This window comes from Brevibacillus gelatini, from assembly GCF_003710935.1.
Classification (GTDB): Bacteria; Bacillota; Bacilli; order Brevibacillales; family Brevibacillaceae; genus Brevibacillus; species Brevibacillus gelatini.
Genome location: NZ_RHHS01000059.1, coordinates 25,837 through 48,629, shown reverse-complemented (window position 1 = coordinate 48,629; position 22,793 = coordinate 25,837). Strand labels below are relative to the sequence as shown.

Genomic DNA, 22,793 nt, shown 5'->3' with positions numbered 1-22,793 from the left:
CGCCTGTGAGCAGTGAACTGAACGTGTCTGACTGTTTTGGACGACATCAGTAGGTGCCAACGGTTCCCACCGTTATCGGGATGTAGAGCGAGATCGTGCGTTTGGCCGTTTTTTAGCCGGATGAAAAACGATCTAAGCAGAGTGGAACCGCGGTAAACCCCGTCTCTGTCCCTTCGTCATGGAAGGGGTGGAGACGTTTTTCTTTTTCACTAAAAAATAGTAGGAAATCCAGGCAGGAGGTGCCACCCAACTATGTTCGCACAGATGAAAGATGACATTCGGGCTGTATTTGAAAGAGACCCGGCAGCACGCAGTGTATTGGAAGTTGTCATGACCTATTCAGGTTTGCACGCCATATGGGGGCACCGGATTGCCCACAAGCTATGGAAGGCCAAGTGGTATACCCTTGCGCGGGTTGTGTCGCAGGTTACACGTTTTTTCACCGGGATTGAAATTCATCCAGGGGCGCGCATTGGCAGAGGCTTGTTTATCGACCACGGCATGGGGGTCGTCATCGGGGAGACATGTGAAATCGGCGACAACGTGACGATCTATCAGGGCGTCACGCTCGGGGGAACCGGTAAGGAAAAAGGCAAGCGCCATCCCACCATCGGCAACGATGTAATTATCGCGACGGGTGCAAAAGTGTTGGGTTCTTTCAAAATTGGCGATAATTCAAAGATAGGGGCCGGCGCAGTTGTTTTGCAGGAAGTGCCGCCCAATTCGACCGTAGTAGGGATTAAAGCGCGCATTGTCATCCAGGATGGCAAACGCGTCAAACACGATCTGGACCACGTCAACATGCCTGACCCGGTTGCAGATTCGATTCGTCTGATGCAAAAGGAAATCGATCAATTGCGTAAAGAATTGGAGCTTTTGAGGGAGGATAAAAAGAACCATGGGCATTCAACTGACTAATACGATGACGCGGCGAAAGGAACCGTTCGTCACATTGGAGCCAGGCAAGGTAAAGATGTACGTCTGTGGTCCGACCGTGTACAACTACATTCACATCGGAAACGCCCGTCCGGCTATTGTGTTCGACACGCTTCGCCGTTACTTGAAATACCGCGGCTACGAAGTGACGTTCGTGCAAAACATCACGGATGTGGACGACAAGCTGATTCGCGTGGCGAATCAGGAGGGAACGACGGTCAAGGAAGTGGCAGACCGCTACACCGACGCGTACAACGAGGACCTGCGTGCGCTGAACGTGCTGCCGCCTGACATTCAGCCGCGCGTCATGCAGACGATTCCGGAGATCATCTCGTTCGTGGAAGGGCTGATTGAAAAAGGCTACGCGTACGAAAGCGAGGGCGACGTCTATTTCCGCACGGGACGTTTTCAGGAATACGGCAAGCTCTCGCACCAGCCGCTGGACGATCTGCAGGCGGGCGCGCGCGTCGAGATCAACGAGAAAAAAGAACACCCGCTCGACTTCGCGCTCTGGAAGGCTGCGAAGGAAGGCGAAGTAACCTGGAGCAGCCCGTGGGGCGAGGGCAGACCGGGCTGGCATATCGAATGTTCGGCGATGGCCCTGAAATTTTTGGGCGAGGAAATCGACATTCATGCGGGCGGATCTGACCTGGTGTTCCCGCACCACGAAAACGAGATCGCGCAGTCCGAGTGCTTTACCGGAAAAGTGTTTGCCCGCTACTGGCTGCACAACGGGATGCTCAATATCGACAACGAGAAAATGTCGAAATCCCTCGGAAACTTTTTGCTCGCTCGCGATCTCTGTAAAAAATTTGGCGGTCAGTTGATCCGTTTCTTCATGCTGCAAGGCCACTACCGCAACCCGATCAACTTCAGCGAAGAACTGCTGGAGCAGGCGGCAAACGGCCTGGAACGCATCAAAACGGCTTACACGAACCTCTCCCATCGTCTGGATACGGCAAGAGACGAAGAGCCGAACGGCCAGGCGGAAGAACAGCAGCGCATCATCAATGAACTGCGAGAACGGTTCATCACCGAAATGGACGACGACATCAATACAGCCAATGCCATCACAGTGATTTTCGACGTGGTCAAGGAAGCGAACCTGTATTTGCGCCACCAAAATGTAGGGGCAAAAGAGGTTCGCGCCTACATGGAGTTGCTCGTGGAATTGACAGAAGTTCTCGGACTTGAGATTGCCGAGGAACAAGAGCTGGTGGACAGTGAAATCGAAGCGCTGATCCAGGAGCGCACAGAGGCGCGCAAAGCGAAGAACTTTGCCCGCTCGGACGAAATCCGCGACCTGCTCGCGGCAAAAGGAATCGTGCTGGAGGACACGCCACAAGGTGTTCGCTGGCGCCGAAAATAAGGGGCTAAAGAAGTTAGATGCAAAAAGAAGAACTGACCCGAGATCCGAACCTGACCAATCCACTCGTGCTCGCCTTTCTGGGCGATGCTACCTATGCGCATTGCGTGCGGTACCATCTGATCGCCAAGGGGCTGGTTAAACCTAACCAGCTCCACAAGGCGGCCAATCGTTACGTTTCAGCCAAAGCACAGGCCAACGTGCTGCTCGCGCTGATGCCGACATTGCCGGAGGAAGAGCTGAATGTGGTAAAACGGGGGCGGAATGCCAAGTCCGGCTCCACGGCCAAAAATGCTGATATTATCGACTACAGGCATGCTACGGCTTTTGAAGCGTTGATTGGATACTTGTATTTGTGCGGAAAAGAAGAGCGGATCGCAGAAATTGTGCAACAGGCGTTTGCGATTGTGGAAGGAGAGTAAAGCATGAGTGAAGAGTGGATTTTGGGGAAAAACCCCGTGATCGAGGCGCTGCGTTCCGGGCGCACGATCAACAAGATCTGGATTGCGGAAGGGACCAACAAAAACTTGATGGCACCTGTTTTTGCCTTGGCAAAAGAGCAGGGCGTCATTGTGACTACCGCCAACCGCAAAAAGCTGGACCAACTGGTGTCGACCGACAACCATCAGGGCGTAGTGGCTTCTGTCGCGGCTTACGATTACGTGGAAGTGGACGACATTTTGCGGCGTGCCGAGGAAAAAGGCGAGCAGCCGTTTCTTTTGCTGCTGGACGAGCTGGAAGACCCGCATAATCTGGGCTCGATCATGCGTACCGCAGATGCAGTGGGAGCACATGGCATCGTCATTCCGAAGCGCCGCTCTGTCAGCCTGACTGCGACAGTGGCGAAGGCGTCTGCCGGAGCGATCAACTATGTGCCGGTCGCGCGTGTCACCAATCTGGTGCGCACGATGGAGGAGCTGAAGCAGCGCGGAGTGTGGATCGCGGGAACGGACGCCAGCGCCAAGCAGGACTTCCGCGAGGGCGATTACACAATGCCGCTCGCCGTCGTCATCGGCAGTGAAGGCAAAGGAATGAGCCGTCTTGTGCGGGAAAACTGTGATTTTCTCTACAGCCTTCCCATGGTCGGCAACGTAACCTCCCTGAATGCGTCGGTGGCCGCTGCTTTGCTGATGTATGAAGTATACCGCTCCAGGAGCCCTCTTTCGACGCGGGTGAAGTGAGATGGCAAAAAGAAAAGCCAAGCAGCTCTTGATCGTGGACGGCTACAATATCATCGGGGCCTGGCCTGAGTTGCGCATTTTGAAGGAGCAGGAGCGGATGGACGAGGCCCGCGATCTGTTGATCTCCAAAATGGCGGAGTATCAAAGCTACACCGGAACAAAAGTCATTATCGTGTTCGACGCGTATAACGTTCCGGGCATCGGTCGGCAAATGGAAGACTATCTGGTGGAAATCTATTTCACGAAGAAAAAGGAGACGGCTGACGAAAAAATTGAGCAGCTTGTCTCCGAATTTCACCAAAAAAATCGACAAATTTATGTAGCGACCTCGGATTATACGTCCCAGCGCGTCATTTTTGGACAGGGAGCCTTGCGCAAATCAGCGCGGGAGTTGCTGCTTGATATGGAAAATGCAGGCAAAGAAATCAAGCAACAAGTCGAAAAAACACACGAAAAACGATTCTCCAAACGGATTGTATTGGATGACGAAATAGCGAAAATATTCGAAAAATGGAGAAGGGAATAACTTGGATTCGGTTGACGCTTTTTTACGGCATCATGTATAATAGCGCTAGCTATGGAGAAACCGGTTGGCGGAGGGATCATTTGTGAGTGTTGACCTCAAGGAGTTAAAACATGCCCAATATGAACTAATGACCGACGAAGAAGTAGTCGACCTGGTTCGCGATAATGATGCCGAAGCTCTGGAATTCTTGATTAACAAGTACAAGAACTTTGTGCGTGCCAAAGCGAGATCCTATTTTCTTATTGGGGCTGACCGCGAAGACATCGTACAGGAAGGCATGATCGGTCTGTACAAGTCCATTCGCGACTTCCGAGGGGACAAGCTCACGTCGTTCAAGGCGTTTGCCGAGCTCTGTATTACTCGCCAAATCATCACGGCGATCAAGACGGCGACCAGGCAAAAGCACATTCCGCTCAACTCGTACGTCTCGCTGGACAAGCCGATTTACGACGAGGATTCTGACCGGACTCTGCTCGATGTGATTTCCGGGACCAAGGTAACTGATCCGGAAGAGTTGTTCATCAATCGCGAAGAGTTTGATGACATCGAAGGGAAAATGAGTGAAATTTTGAGTGACCTGGAGCGGCAGGTGCTGATGCTCTACCTGGATGGACGGTCCTATCAGCAAATTGCCGTCGAACTCAAGCGTCACGTCAAATCGATTGATAATGCCTTGCAGCGCGTCAAACGCAAGCTGGAGCGCTATCTGGAAGGAAGAGAGATTCATCTGTAGAACAGGGGAATCTCTTTTTGTTTCTGGGCACCTTGGAGCAGAAAGCTTTGTACATAACAAAAGCAGCGGAATATGGAAGCAAAAGGCCTTCTTTTTGTCAAGTCGATTTGTTTGACATGGGTATTTCGGTGTGATAAATTTATTTAGGTAGCCTTAGACTCTTATCTCTCTGTTCTTTGGTTACTTTAATGAATGAAATGGTCAGGAAAAAGTAGCGGTTTTCCCGTACTATTTATCATTTGGTACTTTTAACGAATAGCAGGTTTGAAATGAGATGGAGGTGGCAATAAATGCGAGTAAACATCACGTTGGCATGCACCGAGTGTGGCGAGCGTAACTATATCTCCACAAAAAACAAACGCACCACTACTGAACGTGTTGAGCTGAAAAAGTATTGCTCCCGTGACAAGAAGCAAACCCTTCATCGCGAGACGAAGTAATGGTTGATGCGACGAAGTCAGGGGGTGGCAAAGTGGGTTTTTTAGCACGAATCGGAGCCAGTTTTCGCCGCACCGGTGAATTCTTTGGCGACGTAATGTCCGAACTAAAGAAAGTCCGTTGGCCGAATCGTAAGGAGTTGACGACCTATACAATCGTTGTTCTCGTTACGGTTGTGCTTCTGGCGATATTCTTCTTCGTCGTTGATTTGGGAATCTCGCGCTTGATCGATTTGATTCTAGGAACGTAATTTTGCAAGTCTTAGGAGGGACGGACGGTTAACGTCCTGGTGGATATGGAAAAAGCATGGTATGTCGTTCATACGTACTCAGGTTACGAAAACAAGGTCAAGACGAATCTGGAGAAACGCGTCGAGTCGATGGGCATGGAAGACAAGATCTTTCGCGTTCTCGTTCCCACTGAAGAAGAAGTGGAGACCAAGGATGGCAAAAAGCGCACCGTCACGAAAAAAGTGTTCCCTGGATACGTCCTTGTTGAAATGGTGATGACGGACGACTCTTGGTATGTCGTGCGTAACACTCCTGGGGTTACCGGCTTTGTCGGATCCACGGGCGCTGGCTCCAAGCCGACAGCGCTGCGTCCTGAAGAGGCCGATGCGATTCTCAAGCAGATGGGGATCGAAATTCCCAAGATCAGAGTCGATTTTGCTCTCCGCGATATGGTGCGCGTCACAGATGGTCCATTTTCGAATCGCACCGGGGAGATTATCGAGATTCACCCCGACAGACAGAAGGTTCGCGTATTGGTGGACATCTTCGGTCGCGAAACACCGGTAGAGCTAGACTTTACACAAGTTCAAAAATTGGATTAGGATTCAACTTGAAAAGTATCGCGCTATGTGGTACATTTCATTTTGTTTTAACAATCCCACAACAATATCTGGGGTTTCTTGCACTCTCACTATAGATCGAAAGTCTTTTGCGAGACTTTCATAAGACGGTGGGAGGGGGCATTCCCCCGTAATAACCACATGTGAAGTAAGGAGGTGTCTTACGTGGCTAAGAAGGTTATCCGCGTAATTAAATTACAAATCCCAGCAGGTAAAGCGAATCCTGCACCTCCAGTAGGTCCGGCTCTCGGTCAAGCTGGTGTAAACATCATGGGGTTCTGTAAAGAATTCAATGCTCGTACAGAGAGCGAAGCAGGTATGATTATTCCGGTGGAAATCACCGTATATGAAGACCGCTCTTTCACCTTTATCACCAAAACTCCTCCAGCTGCTGTTCTGCTGAAGAAAGCTGCTGGTATCGAGTCCGGTTCCGGCGTACCAAACAAAACAAAAGTTGCTACGCTGAAACGTGATAAAGTTCGCGAAATCGCTGAACTGAAGCGTCCTGACCTGAATGCTGCATCCGTAGAAGCGGCTATGCGCATGGTGGAAGGTACCGCTCGTTCCATGGGTATCGTAATCGAAGACTAATTGTCTTGGGTGCAAGGGGGCACAGACATTGTGCCCCCCTGTCTGTGGGAGGATTAACCGCTACGACCACATTGAAGGGAGATTATTATTCATGGCTAAAAAAGGCAAGAAGTATCAAGAGGCTGCAAAGCTCGTTGATAAAAACAAAGTGTACGAAGTAGTTGAAGGCATTGAGCTGGTGAAAAAAGCAGCTACTGCCAAATTCGACGAAACCGTTGAAGCAGCATTCCGTTTGGGTGTAGATCCTAAGCGTGCTGACCAACAAATCCGTGGCGCTGTAGTGCTGCCACACGGTACTGGTAAAGTACAACGCGTTCTTGTATTCGCTAAGGGCGAAAAAGCAAAAGAAGCAGAAGCTGCTGGCGCTGACTTCGTGGGCGATGCAGACATGATCGCGAAAATCCAAGGTGGCTGGTTCGACTTTGACGTCGTAGTAGCTACTCCTGACATGATGGGTGAAGTAGGTAAATTGGGTCGTGTACTCGGTCCAAAAGGCCTGATGCCAAACCCGAAAACCGGTACAGTTACTTTTGACGTAACAAAAGCGGTTAACGAAATCAAAGCAGGTAAAATCGAGTATCGCGTAGACAAGGCAGGTAACATCCACGCTCCAATCGGTAAAGTGTCCTTCGACGCTGACAAGCTGGCTGAAAACCTGGCTGCTCTGACGGAAGCGCTGAACCGTGCGAAACCAGCTGCGGCAAAAGGCGTTTACATGAAAAATGTAACCCTGAGCTCCACAATGGGCCCTGGTGTACGCGTAGCTGTAAAATAATGACGCTTGACTTCCCTTTGGGGAGTTGTTAAGATAGTTCCTGTTGATGAAAAGAATATGCCGTAGACAGAAGGTGCGGTACTTGCAAGAGTAACGCTTAATATCCCTCCGAGGCGTGTAATGTACGAAAGAGGAAATGGTCATTTCCTTTGACGATAGAGCATTATGCCCTCGTGATGTCTGCGAGGGCATTCTTCATTTTCCAGGATTAGAGCACGGGAGGTGTAAACAATGGCAGAAATTCGTCCAACCGTTATTCGTGAAGAAAAGGTACAAGCAATCAACGAAATCGCAACCAAGCTCCGCGAGAGCCAAACCACAGTGGTGGCTGACTACCGCGGTCTGACTGTAGCCCAAGTTACCGAGCTCCGCAAACAACTGCGTGAAGCTGGTGTTGAGTTCCAGGTGTTGAAAAACTCCCTGACTCGTCTGGCTACTGCGAAAGAAAGCTTGACTGAACTGGATCAATATCTGACTGGCCCGAACGCTCTGGCGTTCTCCAAAGACGATGCTGTTGCTCCAGCAAAAATCATCGCTGAATTCGCGAAGAAAAACGAACAGCTGGAAATCAAGGGTGGCGTGATCGAAGGCAAAGTAGTTGGTGCAGATCAAATCAAAGCACTGGCAACTCTTCCTTCCCGCGAAGGTCTCTTGTCCATGCTGCTCTCCGTCCTGCAAGCTCCAATGCGCAACGTTGCACTGGCAGTCAAAGCAGTGGCAGAGCAAAAAGAAGGTCAAGGCGCGTAATCGTCTGATCGGTTAAGCCTTACACAATACTATTTATATGAATGGAGGATTTCATAATGTCTAAAGAGCAAATCTTGGAAGCCATTAAAGGCATGTCCGTTCTCGAACTGAACGATCTGGTAAAAGCAATCGAAGAAGAATTCGGCGTAACTGCTGCTGCTCCTGTAGCTGTAGTTGCTGGTGGCGCTGCTGAAGCTGCTGCTGAGCAAACTGAATTCACTGTAACTCTGGTAAGCGGCGGCGCTTCCAAAATCAACGTTATCAAAGTTGTTCGCGAGCTGACTGGTCTGGGTCTGAAAGAAGCAAAAGACCTGGTAGACAACGCTCCAAAAACACTCAAAGAGGGCGTTTCCAAAGAGGAAGCAGAATCTCTCAAAGCAAAACTCGAAGAAGCTGGCGCACAAGTAGAAGTGAAGTAAGTTAGCTTTCTTTAGAAATTCCCCTTGCCTGCGGCAGGGGGTTTTTCTGTAGGGGGACGGCGAGTGTTTTCCAATCGAAGGAAGGGTGAATCACACGTGGCAGATCACTATTACACCAATCGGCCGGGGGCGGCGCATGACGAGCAGCAGTTTTCGTTTGTGCTGCGCGGGAAGGAGCTGCGCTTCATTACGGATGCAGGCGTTTTTTCCCGGGACCGGATTGACTTTGGAAGTGTATTGCTCATCGAAAACATGGAGATGGATCGCCACGCCCGTGTGCTCGATGTCGGCTGCGGCTACGGGCCGATCGGCTTGACGGCTGCGATGCTTGCGGATCAGGGGCGGGTGACGATGATCGACGTGAATGAGCGTGCGGTTGACCTGGCTCGTCGGAATGCTGAAAGAAACGGGATCAAAAATGTGGAAGTGCGGGTCAGTGATGTGTACAGTGCCGTACAAGGCGAGAAGTACGATGTCATTTTGACCAATCCGCCAATTCGGGCGGGTAAGGAAATTGTTCATCGCATTTTTACAGAAGGACACGGGCTGCTTGTTGAAGGTGGAGAGTTGTGGGTCGTTATTCAGAAAAAGCAAGGCGCTCCATCTGCTTTGAAGAAGCTGCAAGAGACTTACCGTGAAGTAATAGAAGTGGATCGGGAAAAAGGATACTGCATTTTTCGGGCAATCAAATAGTCAAGCGACAATCATTAGAAAACTTTTCTTGACGTGAATATTTGATTGTGGTAGCATTATAAAATGTCAATATGGGATAAATGTCTATTTTTCAGTAATTCCCTGTTTGTCAAGCGTTTCTAGTTTTTTTACAAGATAGGAATGTTTGTGTAAAAACATGGGAATTCTTTTAAAATAGAGTTTCTCTGGGTTAAAAATGGTTAATGCTGCTTTAACCCATTTTTATTTTAAGGTGTTCGCTCGCAATTGCAAGATTGCCGAATGCCAAGTTTCTATGTGTGAAAACACAACCTGAGGGGTGAATAAGTTGGCAGGTAAAGTGATTCAAAGTGGCCGACACCGCCAGCGTCGTACGTATTCACGTATTAACGAAGTGCTGGGCCTTCCAAATCTCATCGAGATTCAGCAAAAGTCCTACCAATGGTTCCTTGATGAAGGGCTCCGTGAGATGTTCCAGGACATTTCGCCAATCCAGGACTTCACTGGCAATCTCGTGCTGGAGTTTATCGACTACAGCTTGGGAGAACCCAAGTACGATGTTGACGAGTCGAAAGAACGTGACGTCACCTATGCGGCGCCTCTGCGTGTGAAGGTACGTTTGTTGAACAAAGAGACGGGAGAAGTGAAGGAACAAGAAGTCTTCATGGGGGATTTCCCGCTCATGACCGAAACGGGAACCTTCATTATTAATGGTGCTGAGCGCGTAATCGTCAGCCAGCTTGTTCGTTCCCCCAGTGTATATTACAACACCAAAGTGGACAAAAACGGCAAGCAGACGTTTACAGCTACGGTAATTCCGAACCGGGGTGCCTGGCTTGAGCTGGAGACCGACGCGAAAGACGTCATTTATGTCCGCATCGACCGTACGCGAAAAATCCCGGTAACGGTTCTTTTGCGTGCACTCGGTTTTGGTTCCGACATTGAGATCCTCAATTTGCTGGGTGAAGATGAGTATATCAAGAATACGCTGGAAAAAGACAACACCGATTCTACGGAAAAAGCGCTCATCGAAATTTACGAGCGTCTTCGTCCGGGCGAGCCGCCAACAGTCGAAAACGCGAAGAGCCTCCTGATCTCTCGCTTCTTCGATCCAAAGCGCTATGACCTGGCATCTGTAGGTCGTTACAAAATGAACAAAAAGCTTCACCTGAAAAACCGTCTGTACAACCAGCGTCTTGCTGAGACATTGGTCGATACGACAACAGGTGAAATTTTAGCTGAAGCCGGTCAAATGATTGACCGCCGTCTGCTGGATCGCATTTTGCCAGCACTTGAAAGCAATGTCGGCTACCTTGACGTTCGCACACATGGCGGCGTTTTGGAAGAAGACACGATTCATCTGCAATCCATCAACATTTTCTCTCCGCTTGAAGATGGCAAGATCATCAAAGTGATTGGAAACGGAAATGTAGATAAATCTGTCAAGCATATTACGCCGGCGGACATCGTAGCGGCGATCAACTACTTCATTAACCTGCTGCACGGCGTTGGTTCCACAGACGATATCGACCACTTGGGCAACCGTCGTCTGCGTTCCGTGGGTGAGCTTTTGCAAAACCAGTTCCGTATCGGTTTGTCCCGTATGGAGCGCGTGGTGCGCGAGCGCATGTCCATCCAGGATCAGAACCAGATTACGCCGCAGGCTCTGATTAACATCCGTCCAGTGATCGCATCGCTGAAGGAGTTCTTCGGAAGCTCGCAGCTGTCCCAGTTCATGGACCAAACAAACCCGTTGGCTGAACTGACGCACAAACGCCGTCTGTCCGCGCTCGGACCTGGTGGTTTGACGCGGGAGCGCGCAGGCTTTGAAGTGCGCGACGTTCACCACTCTCACTATGGCCGTATGTGTCCGATTGAGACGCCGGAGGGTCCGAACATCGGTTTGATTAACTCGCTGTCGTCCTTTGCGCGCATCAACGACTACGGCTTCATCGAGACACCGCGCCGCAAGGTAGATCCGGAAACAGGCTTTGTTCTGGATGACATCGTCTATCTGACTGCGGATGAAGAAGATGTGTACAACGTGGCGCAGGCAAACCAGCCACTCGATGAGGAAGGCCGCTTTGTCAACGACATGGTTATCTGCCGTCGTAAAGGCGAGATTTTGAGCGTGCCGCGCGACAAGGTAGACTTCATGGACGTATCGCCGAAGCAGGTTGTATCTGTGGCGACCGCGCTCATTCCATTCCTGGAGAACGACGACGCGAACCGCGCACTGATGGGTTCCAACATGCAGCGGCAGGCCGTTCCGCTTTTGATTCCTCAAGCGCCGTTCGTCGGTACTGGTATGGAACACAAAGCAGCGCAAGACTCCGGTGTCGCGATCGTTGCGAAGCATCCGGGCCAGGTAGAGCGCGTAACCGCTCGCGAAATCTGGGTTCGCCGCTACACAGAAATCGACGGCAAGAAAGTAGCCGGAGACATCGACAAATACAAATTGCACAAGTTCATCCGTTCCAACCAGGGTACTTGCATCAACCAGCGCCCGATTGTAAGACGCGGAGACTGGATTGAAAAAGGCGACATCATTGGTGACGGTCCATCCACCGAAAAAGGTGAATTGGCACTGGGACGTAACGTAATCGTCGCGTTTATGACGTGGGAAGGTTACAACTACGAGGATGCGATTCTCCTTAGCGAGAAGCTTGTGAAGGATGACGTTTACACGTCGATCCATATTGAAGAATACGAGTCCGAAGCTCGCGACACCAAACTGGGTCCAGAGGAAATCACCCGCGACATTCCAAACGTCGGGGAAGATGCTCTGAAAAACCTCGATGAGCGCGGTATTATCCGCGTCGGTGCAGAGATCCAGGACGGCGATATCCTCGTTGGTAAAGTAACACCTAAAGGGGTTACTGAGCTGACTGCCGAAGAACGCCTCCTGCACGCGATCTTCGGGGAAAAAGCTCGTGAAGTTCGCGACACATCCCTGCGCGTGCCGCACGGTGGTTCCGGTATTGTCGTAGACGTAAAAGTATTTACGCGTGAGAACGGCGATGAGCTGCCTCCAGGCGTAAACCAGCTGGTACGTGTCTACATCGCCCAAAAACGGAAAATTTCCGTGGGTGACAAAATGGCCGGACGACATGGTAACAAAGGGGTTATCGCGCGGATCATGCCAGAAGAGGATATGCCATTCCTTCCAGACGGCTCTCCGGTTGAAATCGTCCTGAACCCGCTGGGCGTACCTTCGCGTATGAACATCGGTCAGGTACTGGAGACGCACCTGGGTATGGCGGCGAAGCTTCTCGGTATCCACGTGGCGACACCTGTATTCGACGGTGCCCGTCAGGCGGAAGTATTCGAGACGTTGGAAGAGGCTGGCCTCGACCGCGATGGTAAAACCATTTTGTACGATGGACGTACAGGTGAACCGTTCGATCGTCGTGTAACGGTCGGATGCGTATACATGCTGAAACTGGCTCACTTGGTGGATGACAAAATCCACGCTCGTTCTACTGGTCCATACTCTCTCGTTACCCAGCAGCCATTGGGTGGTAAAGCCCAGTTCGGCGGACAGCGTTTCGGGGAGATGGAGGTTTGGGCATTGGAAGCTTACGGTGCAGCCTACACCTTGCAGGAAATCCTCACCGTCAAGTCGGATGACGTCGTGGGCCGTGTGAAGACGTACGAAGCGATTGTCAAAGGTGAAAACGTACCAGAGCCAGGTGTTCCTGAATCGTTCAAGGTTCTTATCAAGGAACTGCAAAGCTTGGGTATGGACGTGAAGATCCTGTCCGGTGACGAGCAGGAGATTGAAATGCGAGAAATGGAAGACGAGGATGAAGGTAACGGTGAAAAACTGAACCTCGTTCTCGAAGGTGGAAGCTTGAACGACGAGTAAGATTCCGGTACAAAGGGAGGTAACGCCCTGTGATAGACGTGAACAACTTCGAATATATGAAGATCGGCTTGGCTTCCCCCGACAAGATCCGTTTGTGGTCTTTCGGGGAAGTGAAAAAGCCAGAGACGATCAACTACCGCACACTGAAACCGGAAAAAGACGGCTTGTTCTGCGAACGCATCTTTGGACCGACCAAGGACTGGGAGTGCCATTGCGGTAAGTACAAGCGTGTACGTTATAAAGGTGTCGTGTGCGACCGTTGCGGCGTGGAAGTGACCCGCGCCAAAGTACGGCGTGAGCGCATGGGGCATATTGAGCTGGCTGCCCCGGTTTCTCACATCTGGTATTTCAAAGGGATTCCAAGCCGCATGGGTCTGGTGCTTGACATGTCCCCGCGTTCCCTGGAGGAAGTTATCTACTTCGCTTCTTATGTAGTAACTGATCCAGGTGACACTCCACTCGATAAAAAGCAGTTGCTCTCGGAAAAAGAGTACCGCAACTATCGGGAGAAATACGGCCACTCTTTCCAGGCGATGATGGGTGCCGAGGCGATCAAGCGCCTGCTCGCGGAAATTGACCTGGACAAAGACGTGGAAATGCTGAAGGAAGACCTGAAAACAGCGCAAGGCCAACGTCGCAACCGTGCGATCAAGCGCCTGGAAGTGCTGGAGGCGTTCCGCAACTCCGGCAACCATCCGGAGTGGATGGTTCTGGACGTTTTGCCGGTAATTCCGCCAGAGCTTCGTCCGATGGTTCAGTTGGATGGTGGACGTTTTGCCACTTCCGACCTGAACGATCTGTACCGTCGCGTAATCAACCGGAATAACCGTCTGAAGCGCCTGCTCGAACTGGGTGCTCCTGACATTATCGTACAAAACGAAAAACGGATGCTGCAGGAAGCAGTAGACGCGCTCATTGACAACGGCCGTCGCGGTCGTCCGGTGACTGGCCCAGGTAATCGTCCGCTGAAATCTCTCAGCCACATGCTGAAAGGTAAGCAAGGACGTTTCCGCCAAAACCTGCTCGGTAAGCGTGTTGACTACTCCGGACGTTCCGTTATCGTTGTAGGACCTAACCTGAAGATGTACCAGTGCGGTCTGCCAAAAGAAATGGCGCTGGAACTCTTCAAACCGTTCGTGATGAAAGAGCTGGTGTCCAAAGGACTCGCTCACAACATCAAGAGCGCCAAGCGCAAGGTAGAGCGCGTTCAGCCTGAAGTATGGGACGTTCTCGAAGACGTGATTCGCGAGCATCCAGTGCTTCTGAACCGTGCCCCCACCTTGCACCGTCTGGGTATCCAGGCTTTCGAACCGGTACTGGTCGAAGGCCGTGCGATCCGTCTGCACCCGCTCGTTTGTACAGCGTACAACGCGGACTTCGACGGTGACCAGATGGCGGTTCACGTTCCGTTGTCCGCAGAGGCACAGGCGGAAGCCCGTATCCTCATGCTGGCTGCGCAAAACATCCTGAACCCGAAAGACGGCAAACCGGTAGTAACGCCATCCCAGGACATGGTGCTTGGTTCTTACTACCTGACGCTCGAACGCGAAGGCGACAAAGGCGAGGGTACGGTCTACCGCGATCCTCACGATGCGATTGCCGCTTACCAGCAAGGCTTTATCAGCCTGCATACGCGCATCGCCTTGCCTGCGAAACGCCTGAACAAAACCAGCTTTACCGAGCGCCAGCAGAACGCGCTCATCGTAACGACTGTCGGGAAAGTGATCTTCAACGAAATCTTCCCGCCAGAGCTGCCATACATTAACGTGCCAACAAAAGCGAACCTGCAAAACATGGTTCCTGACGAATACTTTATTTTCGATAAAGGCGTAAATATTCCGGAGTTCATCAAGAAGCTGCCTGATCCGGGCGCGGTGAAAAAAGGCTTCCTGGGAACAATCATTTCCGAATGCTTCCGCCGCTTCGGTACGATGAAAACGTCCATGATCCTCGACAAGATCAAGGAACTGGGCTTCACGTACTCGACAAAAGCCGGTATTACCATCGCGGTAGCGGACATTGCCGTACCAGAGAAGAAGAAAGACATTCTGGAAGAAGCGGATAAAAAAGTGGCAACCGTCATGACGCAGTTCCGTCGCGGTCTGATTACCGAAGACGAGCGTTACGACCGCGTCATCTCGATCTGGTCCAAAGCCAAGGACGAAGTAACCGACGTACTCATGAAGTCCATGGACAAATTCAATGCGATCTTCATGATGGCGAATTCCGGTGCCCGCGGTAACGTGTCCCAGATCACACAGCTCGCTGGTATGCGCGGTCTGATGGCGAACCCGTCCGGCCGAATCATCGAGTTGCCGATCAAATCCAACTTCCGTGAAGGTCTGACCGTATTGGAGTACTTTATCTCCACGCACGGTGCGCGGAAAGGTCTCGCCGATACGGCGCTGCGTACTGCGGACTCGGGTTACTTGACCCGTCGTCTCGTAGACGTTGCCCAAGACGTAATCGTCCGCGAAAAAGATTGCGGTACGGATAAAGGGATCCGTGTTACAGCGATCAAGGATGGCCGGGAAGAAATCGAGAAGCTGTCTGACCGTCTGGTTGGACGTACATGCTTCGAGACATTGCGCCATCCGGAAACAAACGAAGTCATCGTCGGCCGCAACGAAGAAATTACCGAAGAGATCGCCGAGTATATCGAAAAAGTGGGCATCACAAGTGTCTACATCCGCAACGTACTCGCTTGCCGCACCAGCCATGGTGTCTGCAAACTGTGCTACGGACGCAACCTGGCAACCGGAGCCGAGGTGGAAGTGGGAGAAGCGGTTGGCATTATCGCCGCTCAGTCCATTGGTGAGCCTGGTACCCAGCTGACCATGCGTACCTTCCATACCGGTGGGGTTGCGGGAGACGATATTACCCAAGGTTTGCCGCGTATTCAAGAGCTGTTTGAAGCGCGCAATCCAAAAGGTCAGGCCGTTATTTCCGAGATCGACGGGGAAGTTGTCGACATTCGCGAAGGCAAAGACCGTCGTGAAATCGAAGTTCGCGGCGAAGCGGAAAGCAAAGTGTACTCTGCTCCATACGGTGCGCGTATCAAGGTATCTGTCGGTACCAAGCTGAGTGCCGGTGACGAGCTCACGGAAGGTTCCGTAGACCCGAAAGAAATGCTCAAAGTTCGCGGCATGCGCGGCGTTTCCAACTACATTTTGCAAGAGGTACAAAAAGTATACCGTATGCAGGGTGTAGAAATTAACGACAAGCACGTTGAGGTTATGATCCGTCAGATGCTCCGCAAGCTGCGTGTCATCGACAGCGGAGACACAGACCTCTTGCCAGGCTCCTATGTGGAAGTTCCAGAGTTTGAGCAAGCAAACGCAAAAGTTCTCATCGAAGGCAAGAATCCAGCAGTGGGTCGTCCGGTTCTTTTGGGGATTACAAAAGCATCCCTGGAAACCGACTCCTTCCTGTCGGCAGCTTCCTTCCAGGAGACGACTCGCGTTCTCACCGACGCAGCGATCAAAGGAAAAGTGGATCGCCTGCTCGGCCTGAAAGAAAACGTGATTATCGGGAAACTCGTTCCGGCTGGTACCGGCATGTCCCGTTATCGCAATGTAAAAGTAGCTAGTCAGGTTGATTACGAAGCAGAACAGGAAGCGCTGAAAGCAGCGCAGGAAGCCGTTTCTGTCGAGTAATAGCAGGAGTGGCGCCCGTCAAAATTTGGGGGGGCGCCTTCCTGAATAAAAAATATGAGCTGGGCGTTGACAACAACTAGCCCACCTGATATTATATTCAAGTGTGCCTGACATCTGTACTTTGGAGGATATGAGAATCATGTCTTATGAAAAAGTAGAGCGGGCCAAGGAGTTGACGATTGGCATCAAGCAAACGATGAAAGCCGTGGAAAACCTCCAGGTTGAAGCAGTTTACATCGCGGAAGATGCCGACAAACGTTTGACCCAAAAAGTCGAGCTCCTTTGCAAAGAGAAGGGTGTTCCAGTCATCCATGTAGATTCCATGCGCAGATTAGGCAAAGCGTGCGGAATTGAAGTGGGAGCGGCTACCGCTGCGATCAAGAAAAGTGGTTAACGATGTTTTTGTCTGTTGCGCATTGCGCAAAAGGTGGACAAGAACTTTCTATTTGGCCTAAAAATGACTCACCTGGATCTGTGGTCTTGAAGATTGGGTATTAAGAAGGGAGGTAACATCATGCCTACAATTAACCAATTGGTGCGTAAAGGTCGTGCGGACAAGGTTGTGAAGTCGAAGTCCCCAGCTCTGCAAAAAGGGTACAACAGCTTCAAGAAAAGCCAAACCAACCAAAGCTCTCCTCAAAAACGTGGTGTTTGCACTCGTGTAGGTACCATGACTCCGAAAAAACCAAACTCTGCGTTGCGTAAATACGCTCGTGTGCGTTTGACTAACGGAATCGAGGTAACAGCTTACATCGGTGGTATCGGCCACAACCTGCAAGAGCATAGCGTCGTGCTGGTGCGCGGCGGTCGTGTAAAAGACTTGCCAGGGGTACGCTACCATATCGTTCGTGGTGCACTTGACACTGCAGGCGTTAACAACCGTAAACAAGGTCGTTCCAAATACGGTACAAAACGTCCAAAACCAGGTCAAGCAGCAGCTAAGAAGTAAGAAAAACGCCTGTGAAGCGGCGTGAATTTATAACGAAAAGAAGGAGGGAATACGATGCCTCGTAAAGGTCCTGTAACCCGTCGTGACGTGTTGCCTGATCCTATTTACAACAGCAAGCTGGTTACTCGTTTGATTAACCGCCTGATGTTGGATGGCAAACGCGGTGTAGCGCAAAATATTCTCTACAACGCATTCACCATCATTCAGGAGCGCACCGGTCGCAACCCGATGGAAGTGTTTGAAGAAGCACTGAAAAACGTAATGCCTGTACTGGAAGTTAAAGCTCGCCGTGTAGGTGGTGCTAACTACCAAGTACCAATCGAAGTAAAACCGGAGCGCCGTACTACTCTTGGTTTGCGTTGGCTGGTTAACTACTCCCGTAGCCGCGGAGAGAAAACCATGGAACAACGTCTGGCTAACGAGATCATGGACGCTGCTAACAACACCGGTGCAGCAGTTAAAAAGCGTGAAGACACGCACAAGATGGCTGAAGCGAACAAAGCGTTTGCTCACTATCGCTGGTAGGAAATTGAATCGGGTGTCCGTTTTGGATACCCGATTATTCAAAAACTCGAGTATGGAAGGAGCATACCTGAATGGCTCGCGAGTTCTCTTTGCCGAATACGCGTAATATCGGTATCATGGCTCACATCGATGCTGGTAAAACGACAACGACTGAGCGTATTCTGTTCTACACCGGTCGCGTTCACAAGATTGGTGAGACGCACGAAGGTGCAGCAACCATGGACTGGATGGAACAAGAGCAAGAGCGCGGTATCACCATCACTTCGGCTGCTACTACCGCTCAATGGAATGGCCATCGTATCAACATTATCGACACGCCAGGCCACGTAGACTTCACTGTGGAAGTTGAGCGCTCCCTGCGCGTTCTTGACGGTGCTGTAACCGTTTTTGACGCAAAAGGTGGCGTTGAGCCGCAAACCGAAACCGTATGGCGCCAAGCTGACCGCTACGGCGTACCGCGTATGTGCTACATCAACAAAATGGATATCCTGGGCGCTAACTTTGATATGTGCCTGGAGCAAATCAGAACACGTCTGGGTGCAAACCCAGTAGCGGTTCAATATCCAATCGGAGCAGAAGACCAGTTCAAAGGCATGGTTGACCTGATCGAAATGAAGGCAATCATCTATACCGATGACCTGGGCAAAACTTCCGATGCTACCGAAATCCCTGCTGAGCTGAAAGACAAGTGCGAAGAGTTGCGTCTCGCACTGGTTGAAGCTGCTGCAGAACAAGACGAAGAGCTGATGATGAAGTACCTGGAAGGCGAAGAGCTGACCAATGACGAAATCCGTGCAGCTCTGCGCAAAGGTACCATTGAGTGCAAACTGACTCCTGTAATGTGCGGATCTTCTTACCGTAACAAAGGTGTTCAGCTTATGCTGGACAACGTTGTTAACTATCTGCCATCTCCAGTAGACATCCCTGCAATCAAAGGTACTTTGCCAGACTCTGAAGAAGAAGTTGAACGTCCTGCAGACGACAACGGTCCGTTCGCTGCTCTTGCTTTCAAGATCATGACTGACCCGTACGTAGGCCGTCTGACCTTCTTCCGCGTTTACTCCGGCGTACTGAACTCCGGTTCTTACGTTCTGAACTCCACAAAAGGTAAACGTGAACGTGTAGGTCGTATCCTGCAAATGCACGCTAACCACCGCGAAGAGATCCAAGTGGTTTACTCCGGTGACATCGCTGCTGCTGTAGGTCTGAAAGACACAACAACTGGTGACACTCTGTGTGATGAAAAGGCTCCAGTAATCCTCGAGTCTATGGAATTCCCAGAGCCAGTTATCTCTGTTGCGATCGAACCAAAATCCAAAGCAGACCAAGACAAGATGGGTATCGGCCTGTCCAAACTGGCTGAAGAGGATCCAACGTTCAGAACCCGCACAGACGAAGAGACTGGTCAAACAATCATCTCCGGTATGGGTGAGCTTCACCTGGAGATCATCGTTGACCGTCTGAAACGCGAATTTAAAGTCGAGTCGAACGTAGGTGCTCCACAAGTAGCTTACCGTGAAACATTCCGTAAAGCTGCGAAAGTGGAAGGTAAATTCGTTCGTCAGTCCGGTGGTCGTGGTCAATACGGTCACGTTTGGGTGGAGTTCGAACCACTCGAACCAGGACAAGGCTTCCAATTCGAAAACAAAATCGTCGGTGGTGTGGTACCGCGCGAATACATCCCTGCTGTACAAGCGGGTATCGAAGAAGCGATGAAAAATGGTGTTCTCGCCGGCTTCCCACTGGTTGACATCAAAGCTACGATCGTAGACGGTAGCTACCATGATGTCGACTCCTCCGAGATGGCGTTTAAAGTAGCAGGTTCTCTCGCTCTGAAAGAAGCTGCGAAAAAATGTGATGCAGTATTGCTCGAACCAATCATGAAAGTAGAAGTTACAATGCCGGAAGAGTACATGGGCGACGTAATGGGCGACCTGAACTCCCGCCGCGGTCGTATCGAAGGTATGGAAGCTCGTGCGAATGCACAAGTAATCCGTGCGATGGTACCACTGTCCGAGATGTTCGGTTACTCCACAGTTCTGCGTTCCCGTACCCAAGGCCGTGGCGTATACTCCATGGTGATCGACCACTACGAAGAAGTGCCTAAATTCATCGCTGAAGAGATCATTAAGAAATCTAAAGGCGAATAATTTACGGTTCCGCTTTATCTTGAATCAGGAAAGGTTTACAATATTTAAGGTGCAACCCTCGATAGGGTAAACCTTTCTTACCTATAAAACCCTTATCATTTAAGGAGGCTTTAGCTCTCATGGCAAAAGAAAAATTTGAGCGTAGTAAACCACACGTTAATATCGGTACTATCGGTCACGTTGACCACGGTAAAACTACCCTGACTGCTGCAATCACTACTGTATTGGCGCAACAAGGTAAAGCAAAAGCTATGGCTTATGACAGCATCGATGCTGCTCCAGAAGAAAAAGAGCGCGGTATCACCATCAACACCGCTCACGTTGAGTACGAAACTGAAAATCGTCACTATGCTCACGTTGACTGCCCTGGTCACGCTGACTACGTGAAAAACATGATTACCGGTGCTGCTCAAATGGACGGCGCTATCCTGGTTGTATCCGCAGCTGACGGCCCAATGCCACAAACTCGCGAACACATCCTGCTGTCCCGCCAAGTAGGCGTACCTTACATCGTAGTATTCATGAACAAATGCGACATGGTAGACGATGAAGAGTTGCTCGAACTGGTTGAAATGGAAATCCGTGACCTGCTCTCCCAATACGAGTTCCCAGGCGACGATATTCCAGTAATCAAAGGTTCCGCTAAAGAAGCTCTCGACAACCCAAGCGGCGATTGGGCTAAAAAGATTGTTGAACTGATGGATGCTGTAGACACCTACATCCCAACTCCTGAGCGTGCAACTGACAAGCCTTTCCTGATGCCAGTTGAGGACGTGTTCACAATCACTGGTCGTGGTACAGTTGCTACTGGCCGTGTTGAGCGCGGTGTAGTTAAAGTTGGTGACCAAGTAGAAATCGTTGGTCTGTCCGAAGAAACTCGTTCTACAACTGTAACTGGTGTTGAGATGTTCCGCAAATTGCTGGATCAAGCTGAAGCTGGTGACAACATCGGTGCCCTGCTGCGCGGTGTTGAGCGTAAAGACATCGAGCGCGGACAATGCTTGGCAAAACCAGGTTCCGTTAAACCTTACACCAAGTTCAAAGCAGAAGTTTACGTTCTGTCCAAAGAAGAAGGTGGACGTCACACTCCATTCTTCGCTAACTACCGTCCACAATTCTACTTCCGTACAACTGACGTAACAGGTATCATCCAACTGCCAGAAGGCGTTGAAATGGTTATGCCTGGCGACAACACTGAGTTCACCGTTGAACTGATCGCTCCAGTAGCGATGGAACAAGGTACTCGCTTCGCGATCCGCGAAGGTGGCCGTACAGTAGGCGCTGGCGTTGTAGCTTCTATCGAAGAGTAATTTTTACGGATACACAAAAACCCGACAGCTTTTGTTGTCGGGTTTTTCTATTTGCTTGCGAAGTCTCATCAATTTTCTGCATCGCCCCCATCAAAATGATTCAATAAGCCGGCGACTGGCGGTGTGCTACAATACGATCAGCGGATGGGGGATAGAGAAATGAAAAATAAGGAGAAGCTGTTGTTTTTCATGCTGATCGGCGTTGTCACGCTTTGGGGCCTGAACGTAGTGATGGTAAAATACCTTGCCACGTTTCCGCCGCTCTACGTTGCTGCGATTCGAATGACAGTAGCGGGAATATGCTTGGCTCCGATTATTTATAAATACAAATCCAATCTGCACTTGAAAAAAGGCGATTGGCTATTGATTGCCGGTGTCGGTGCCAGCTCGATCGCGCTGCACCAGATCACCCTGGCGGCCGGCGTCCAGACGACAACAGCAGGCAATGCTTCGCTGATTCTGGGATTGAATCCATTGGCGACAGCATTGCTGGCGATGATCTTTCTCGGCGAAGGCATGTCGTGGCAAAAAGGACTTGGCATTGGCGTAGGCTTTGCCGGAGTGCTGATTGTGGTCATTTCCCAGCACGGAGGCCTTCATATGAACGGCTGGGGTGACGCCATCATGTTTTTCTCCATGCTGATGTATGTGACGGGGGGCTTGCTGATTCGCAAGCTGGTCGTGAGAGGAGTGCCTGTGCTGCTGATTACGGCCATGTCGCAAATGTTCGGGATTGTGTTTTTGTGGGCGGCAGCGCTCGTACAGCAGCCGGCCGCGTACTATTTTTCTTTGGAGGTATCGTCGTTTCAGTGGCTGGTGATCTTCGCCTCTGGTGGGCTATCTACAGCACTTGGCTCGGTGGGCTGGAACTACGGAATCCGCCAGTTGGGGGCCAGCCGAACAGCCGTATTTTTGAACGGTATGCCGATGGCGAGCTTGTTGTTTGCCGCGCTGTTTCTTGGTGAGCAGCTAAAGCTCGTGCACCTGCTTGCCCTTCTCATGATTGCAAGTGGGGTGTACCTTGGTTCACGCAATGTGGTAAAGCCAGGTCCGCCGCAAGCAAAAGCAACACCGGAGCTGACGACAAAAGCGTAGGATACC

General features: G+C 50.8%; 22 protein-coding genes and 2 other annotated features (1 of these 24 running past the window's edge). All 22 genes read left to right on the top strand.

All coding sequences use genetic code 11. The annotated features are described in order from the left end of the window. Positions 1-170 (top strand) — a binding site (T-box leader) (it extends 93 nt beyond the left edge of the window). An 82-nt stretch (positions 171-252) separates the two neighbouring features. Next, complete coding sequence (gene cysE / locus EDM57_RS21870; protein WP_122906795.1) at positions 253-918, top strand: serine O-acetyltransferase; 666 nt, start codon at positions 253-255, stop codon at positions 916-918. Further along, entirely contained in the window at positions 899-2,305 is a 1,407-nt protein-coding gene (gene cysS, locus EDM57_RS21865) for a cysteine--tRNA ligase (protein ID WP_122906794.1), read from the top strand. Before cysE ends, cysS begins: the two co-directional genes overlap by 20 nt. Positions 2,306-2,322: 17 nt before the next feature. Next, the gene (locus EDM57_RS21860) at positions 2,323-2,724 is read left to right on the top strand and encodes a Mini-ribonuclease 3 (protein ID WP_005828899.1); all 402 of its coding nucleotides are present in this window, start codon (positions 2,323-2,325) and stop codon (positions 2,722-2,724) included. 3 nt (positions 2,725-2,727) lie between these two features. After that, positions 2,728-3,483: a 23S rRNA (guanosine(2251)-2'-O)-methyltransferase RlmB gene (gene rlmB, locus EDM57_RS21855; protein ID WP_122906793.1), complete on the top strand. Its 756-nt coding sequence runs from the start codon at positions 2,728-2,730 to the stop codon at positions 3,481-3,483. Between the two features lies 1 nt (position 3,484). After that, positions 3,485-4,009, top strand: coding sequence for an NYN domain-containing protein (locus EDM57_RS21850; RefSeq protein WP_122906792.1), 525 nt, complete (start codon positions 3,485-3,487; stop codon positions 4,007-4,009). An 82-nt stretch (positions 4,010-4,091) separates the two neighbouring features. Then, positions 4,092-4,742: an RNA polymerase sporulation sigma factor SigH gene (gene sigH, locus EDM57_RS21845; protein WP_122906791.1), complete on the top strand. Its 651-nt coding sequence runs from the start codon at positions 4,092-4,094 to the stop codon at positions 4,740-4,742. A 290-nt stretch (positions 4,743-5,032) separates the two neighbouring features. Continuing rightward, complete coding sequence (gene rpmG, locus EDM57_RS21840) at positions 5,033-5,182, top strand: 50S ribosomal protein L33 (protein ID WP_003392018.1); 150 nt, start codon at positions 5,033-5,035, stop codon at positions 5,180-5,182. Then, positions 5,182-5,430: a preprotein translocase subunit SecE gene (gene secE / locus EDM57_RS21835; RefSeq protein ID WP_122906790.1), complete on the top strand. Its 249-nt coding sequence runs from the start codon at positions 5,182-5,184 to the stop codon at positions 5,428-5,430. Before rpmG ends, secE begins: the two co-directional genes overlap by 1 nt. 45 nt (positions 5,431-5,475) lie before the next feature. Continuing rightward, positions 5,476-6,012: a transcription termination/antitermination protein NusG gene (gene nusG, locus EDM57_RS21830; protein ID WP_122906789.1), complete on the top strand. Its 537-nt coding sequence runs from the start codon at positions 5,476-5,478 to the stop codon at positions 6,010-6,012. A 183-nt stretch (positions 6,013-6,195) separates the two neighbouring features. After that, entirely contained in the window at positions 6,196-6,621 is a 426-nt protein-coding gene (rplK, locus tag EDM57_RS21825; RefSeq protein WP_019123553.1) for a 50S ribosomal protein L11, read from the top strand. 91 nt (positions 6,622-6,712) lie between these two features. Next, positions 6,713-7,396: a 50S ribosomal protein L1 gene (gene rplA / locus EDM57_RS21820; RefSeq protein WP_122906788.1), complete on the top strand. Its 684-nt coding sequence runs from the start codon at positions 6,713-6,715 to the stop codon at positions 7,394-7,396. Between the two features lie 42 nt (positions 7,397-7,438). Next, positions 7,439-7,603, top strand: a sequence feature (ribosomal protein L10 leader region). Positions 7,604-7,627: 24 nt separating this feature from the next. After that, positions 7,628-8,143 carry a 50S ribosomal protein L10 gene (gene rplJ, locus EDM57_RS21815; protein WP_122906787.1) on the top strand — a complete coding sequence of 172 codons (516 nt, stop codon included), beginning with the start codon at positions 7,628-7,630 and terminating at the stop codon, positions 8,141-8,143. 56 nt (positions 8,144-8,199) lie between these two features. Further along, positions 8,200-8,562 (top strand): 50S ribosomal protein L7/L12, encoded by a 363-nt coding sequence (gene rplL, locus EDM57_RS21810; RefSeq protein WP_005828881.1) that lies wholly within the window; start codon positions 8,200-8,202, stop codon positions 8,560-8,562. 96 nt (positions 8,563-8,658) lie between these two features. After that, complete coding sequence (locus tag EDM57_RS21805) at positions 8,659-9,255, top strand: class I SAM-dependent methyltransferase (RefSeq protein WP_122906786.1); 597 nt, start codon at positions 8,659-8,661, stop codon at positions 9,253-9,255. A 307-nt stretch (positions 9,256-9,562) separates the two neighbouring features. Continuing rightward, complete coding sequence (rpoB, locus tag EDM57_RS21800; protein WP_122906785.1) at positions 9,563-13,102, top strand: DNA-directed RNA polymerase subunit beta; 3,540 nt, start codon at positions 9,563-9,565, stop codon at positions 13,100-13,102. 29 nt (positions 13,103-13,131) lie between these two features. Then, entirely contained in the window at positions 13,132-16,758 is a 3,627-nt protein-coding gene (gene rpoC / locus EDM57_RS21795) for a DNA-directed RNA polymerase subunit beta' (RefSeq protein WP_122906784.1), read from the top strand. A 139-nt stretch (positions 16,759-16,897) separates the two neighbouring features. Continuing rightward, the gene (locus tag EDM57_RS21790; RefSeq protein ID WP_122906783.1) at positions 16,898-17,152 is read left to right on the top strand and encodes a 50S ribosomal protein L7ae-like protein; all 255 of its coding nucleotides are present in this window, start codon (positions 16,898-16,900) and stop codon (positions 17,150-17,152) included. Between the two features lie 120 nt (positions 17,153-17,272). Continuing rightward, entirely contained in the window at positions 17,273-17,707 is a 435-nt protein-coding gene (rpsL, locus tag EDM57_RS21785) for a 30S ribosomal protein S12 (RefSeq protein ID WP_122906782.1), read from the top strand. 54 nt (positions 17,708-17,761) lie between these two features. Then, positions 17,762-18,232 (top strand): 30S ribosomal protein S7, encoded by a 471-nt coding sequence (rpsG, locus tag EDM57_RS21780; protein ID WP_005828872.1) that lies wholly within the window; start codon positions 17,762-17,764, stop codon positions 18,230-18,232. A 71-nt stretch (positions 18,233-18,303) separates the two neighbouring features. Further along, positions 18,304-20,382 carry an elongation factor G gene (gene fusA, locus EDM57_RS21775; protein ID WP_122906781.1) on the top strand — a complete coding sequence of 693 codons (2,079 nt, stop codon included), beginning with the start codon at positions 18,304-18,306 and terminating at the stop codon, positions 20,380-20,382. Between the two features lie 119 nt (positions 20,383-20,501). Beyond that, the gene (tuf, locus tag EDM57_RS21770) at positions 20,502-21,692 is read left to right on the top strand and encodes an elongation factor Tu (protein ID WP_122906780.1); all 1,191 of its coding nucleotides are present in this window, start codon (positions 20,502-20,504) and stop codon (positions 21,690-21,692) included. 159 nt (positions 21,693-21,851) lie between these two features. Beyond that, positions 21,852-22,787 (top strand): DMT family transporter, encoded by a 936-nt coding sequence (locus tag EDM57_RS21765; protein WP_122906779.1) that lies wholly within the window; start codon positions 21,852-21,854, stop codon positions 22,785-22,787. Positions 22,788-22,793 lie beyond the last annotated feature (6 nt).

Coding starts and splice junctions, on each gene's coding strand:
- rplJ (WP_122906787.1), top strand. CDS start 7,628: ATGGCAGAAATTCGTCCAACCGTTATTCGTGAAGAAAAGGTACAAGCA.
- EDM57_RS21850 (WP_122906792.1), top strand. CDS start 3,485: ATGGCAAAAAGAAAAGCCAAGCAGCTCTTGATCGTGGACGGCTACAAT.
- rpsG (WP_005828872.1), top strand. CDS start 17,762: ATGCCTCGTAAAGGTCCTGTAACCCGTCGTGACGTGTTGCCTGATCCT.
- rpsL (WP_122906782.1), top strand. CDS start 17,273: ATGCCTACAATTAACCAATTGGTGCGTAAAGGTCGTGCGGACAAGGTT.
- cysS (WP_122906794.1), top strand. CDS start 899: ATGGGCATTCAACTGACTAATACGATGACGCGGCGAAAGGAACCGTTC.
- rplL (WP_005828881.1), top strand. CDS start 8,200: ATGTCTAAAGAGCAAATCTTGGAAGCCATTAAAGGCATGTCCGTTCTC.
- rplA (WP_122906788.1), top strand. CDS start 6,713: ATGGCTAAAAAAGGCAAGAAGTATCAAGAGGCTGCAAAGCTCGTTGAT.
- rlmB (WP_122906793.1), top strand. CDS start 2,728: ATGAGTGAAGAGTGGATTTTGGGGAAAAACCCCGTGATCGAGGCGCTG.
- rpmG (WP_003392018.1), top strand. CDS start 5,033: ATGCGAGTAAACATCACGTTGGCATGCACCGAGTGTGGCGAGCGTAAC.
- nusG (WP_122906789.1), top strand. CDS start 5,476: ATGGAAAAAGCATGGTATGTCGTTCATACGTACTCAGGTTACGAAAAC.
- EDM57_RS21860 (WP_005828899.1), top strand. CDS start 2,323: ATGCAAAAAGAAGAACTGACCCGAGATCCGAACCTGACCAATCCACTC.
- secE (WP_122906790.1), top strand. CDS start 5,182: ATGGTTGATGCGACGAAGTCAGGGGGTGGCAAAGTGGGTTTTTTAGCA.
- EDM57_RS21765 (WP_122906779.1), top strand. CDS start 21,852: ATGAAAAATAAGGAGAAGCTGTTGTTTTTCATGCTGATCGGCGTTGTC.
- tuf (WP_122906780.1), top strand. CDS start 20,502: ATGGCAAAAGAAAAATTTGAGCGTAGTAAACCACACGTTAATATCGGT.
- EDM57_RS21790 (WP_122906783.1), top strand. CDS start 16,898: ATGTCTTATGAAAAAGTAGAGCGGGCCAAGGAGTTGACGATTGGCATC.
- cysE (WP_122906795.1), top strand. CDS start 253: ATGTTCGCACAGATGAAAGATGACATTCGGGCTGTATTTGAAAGAGAC.
- fusA (WP_122906781.1), top strand. CDS start 18,304: ATGGCTCGCGAGTTCTCTTTGCCGAATACGCGTAATATCGGTATCATG.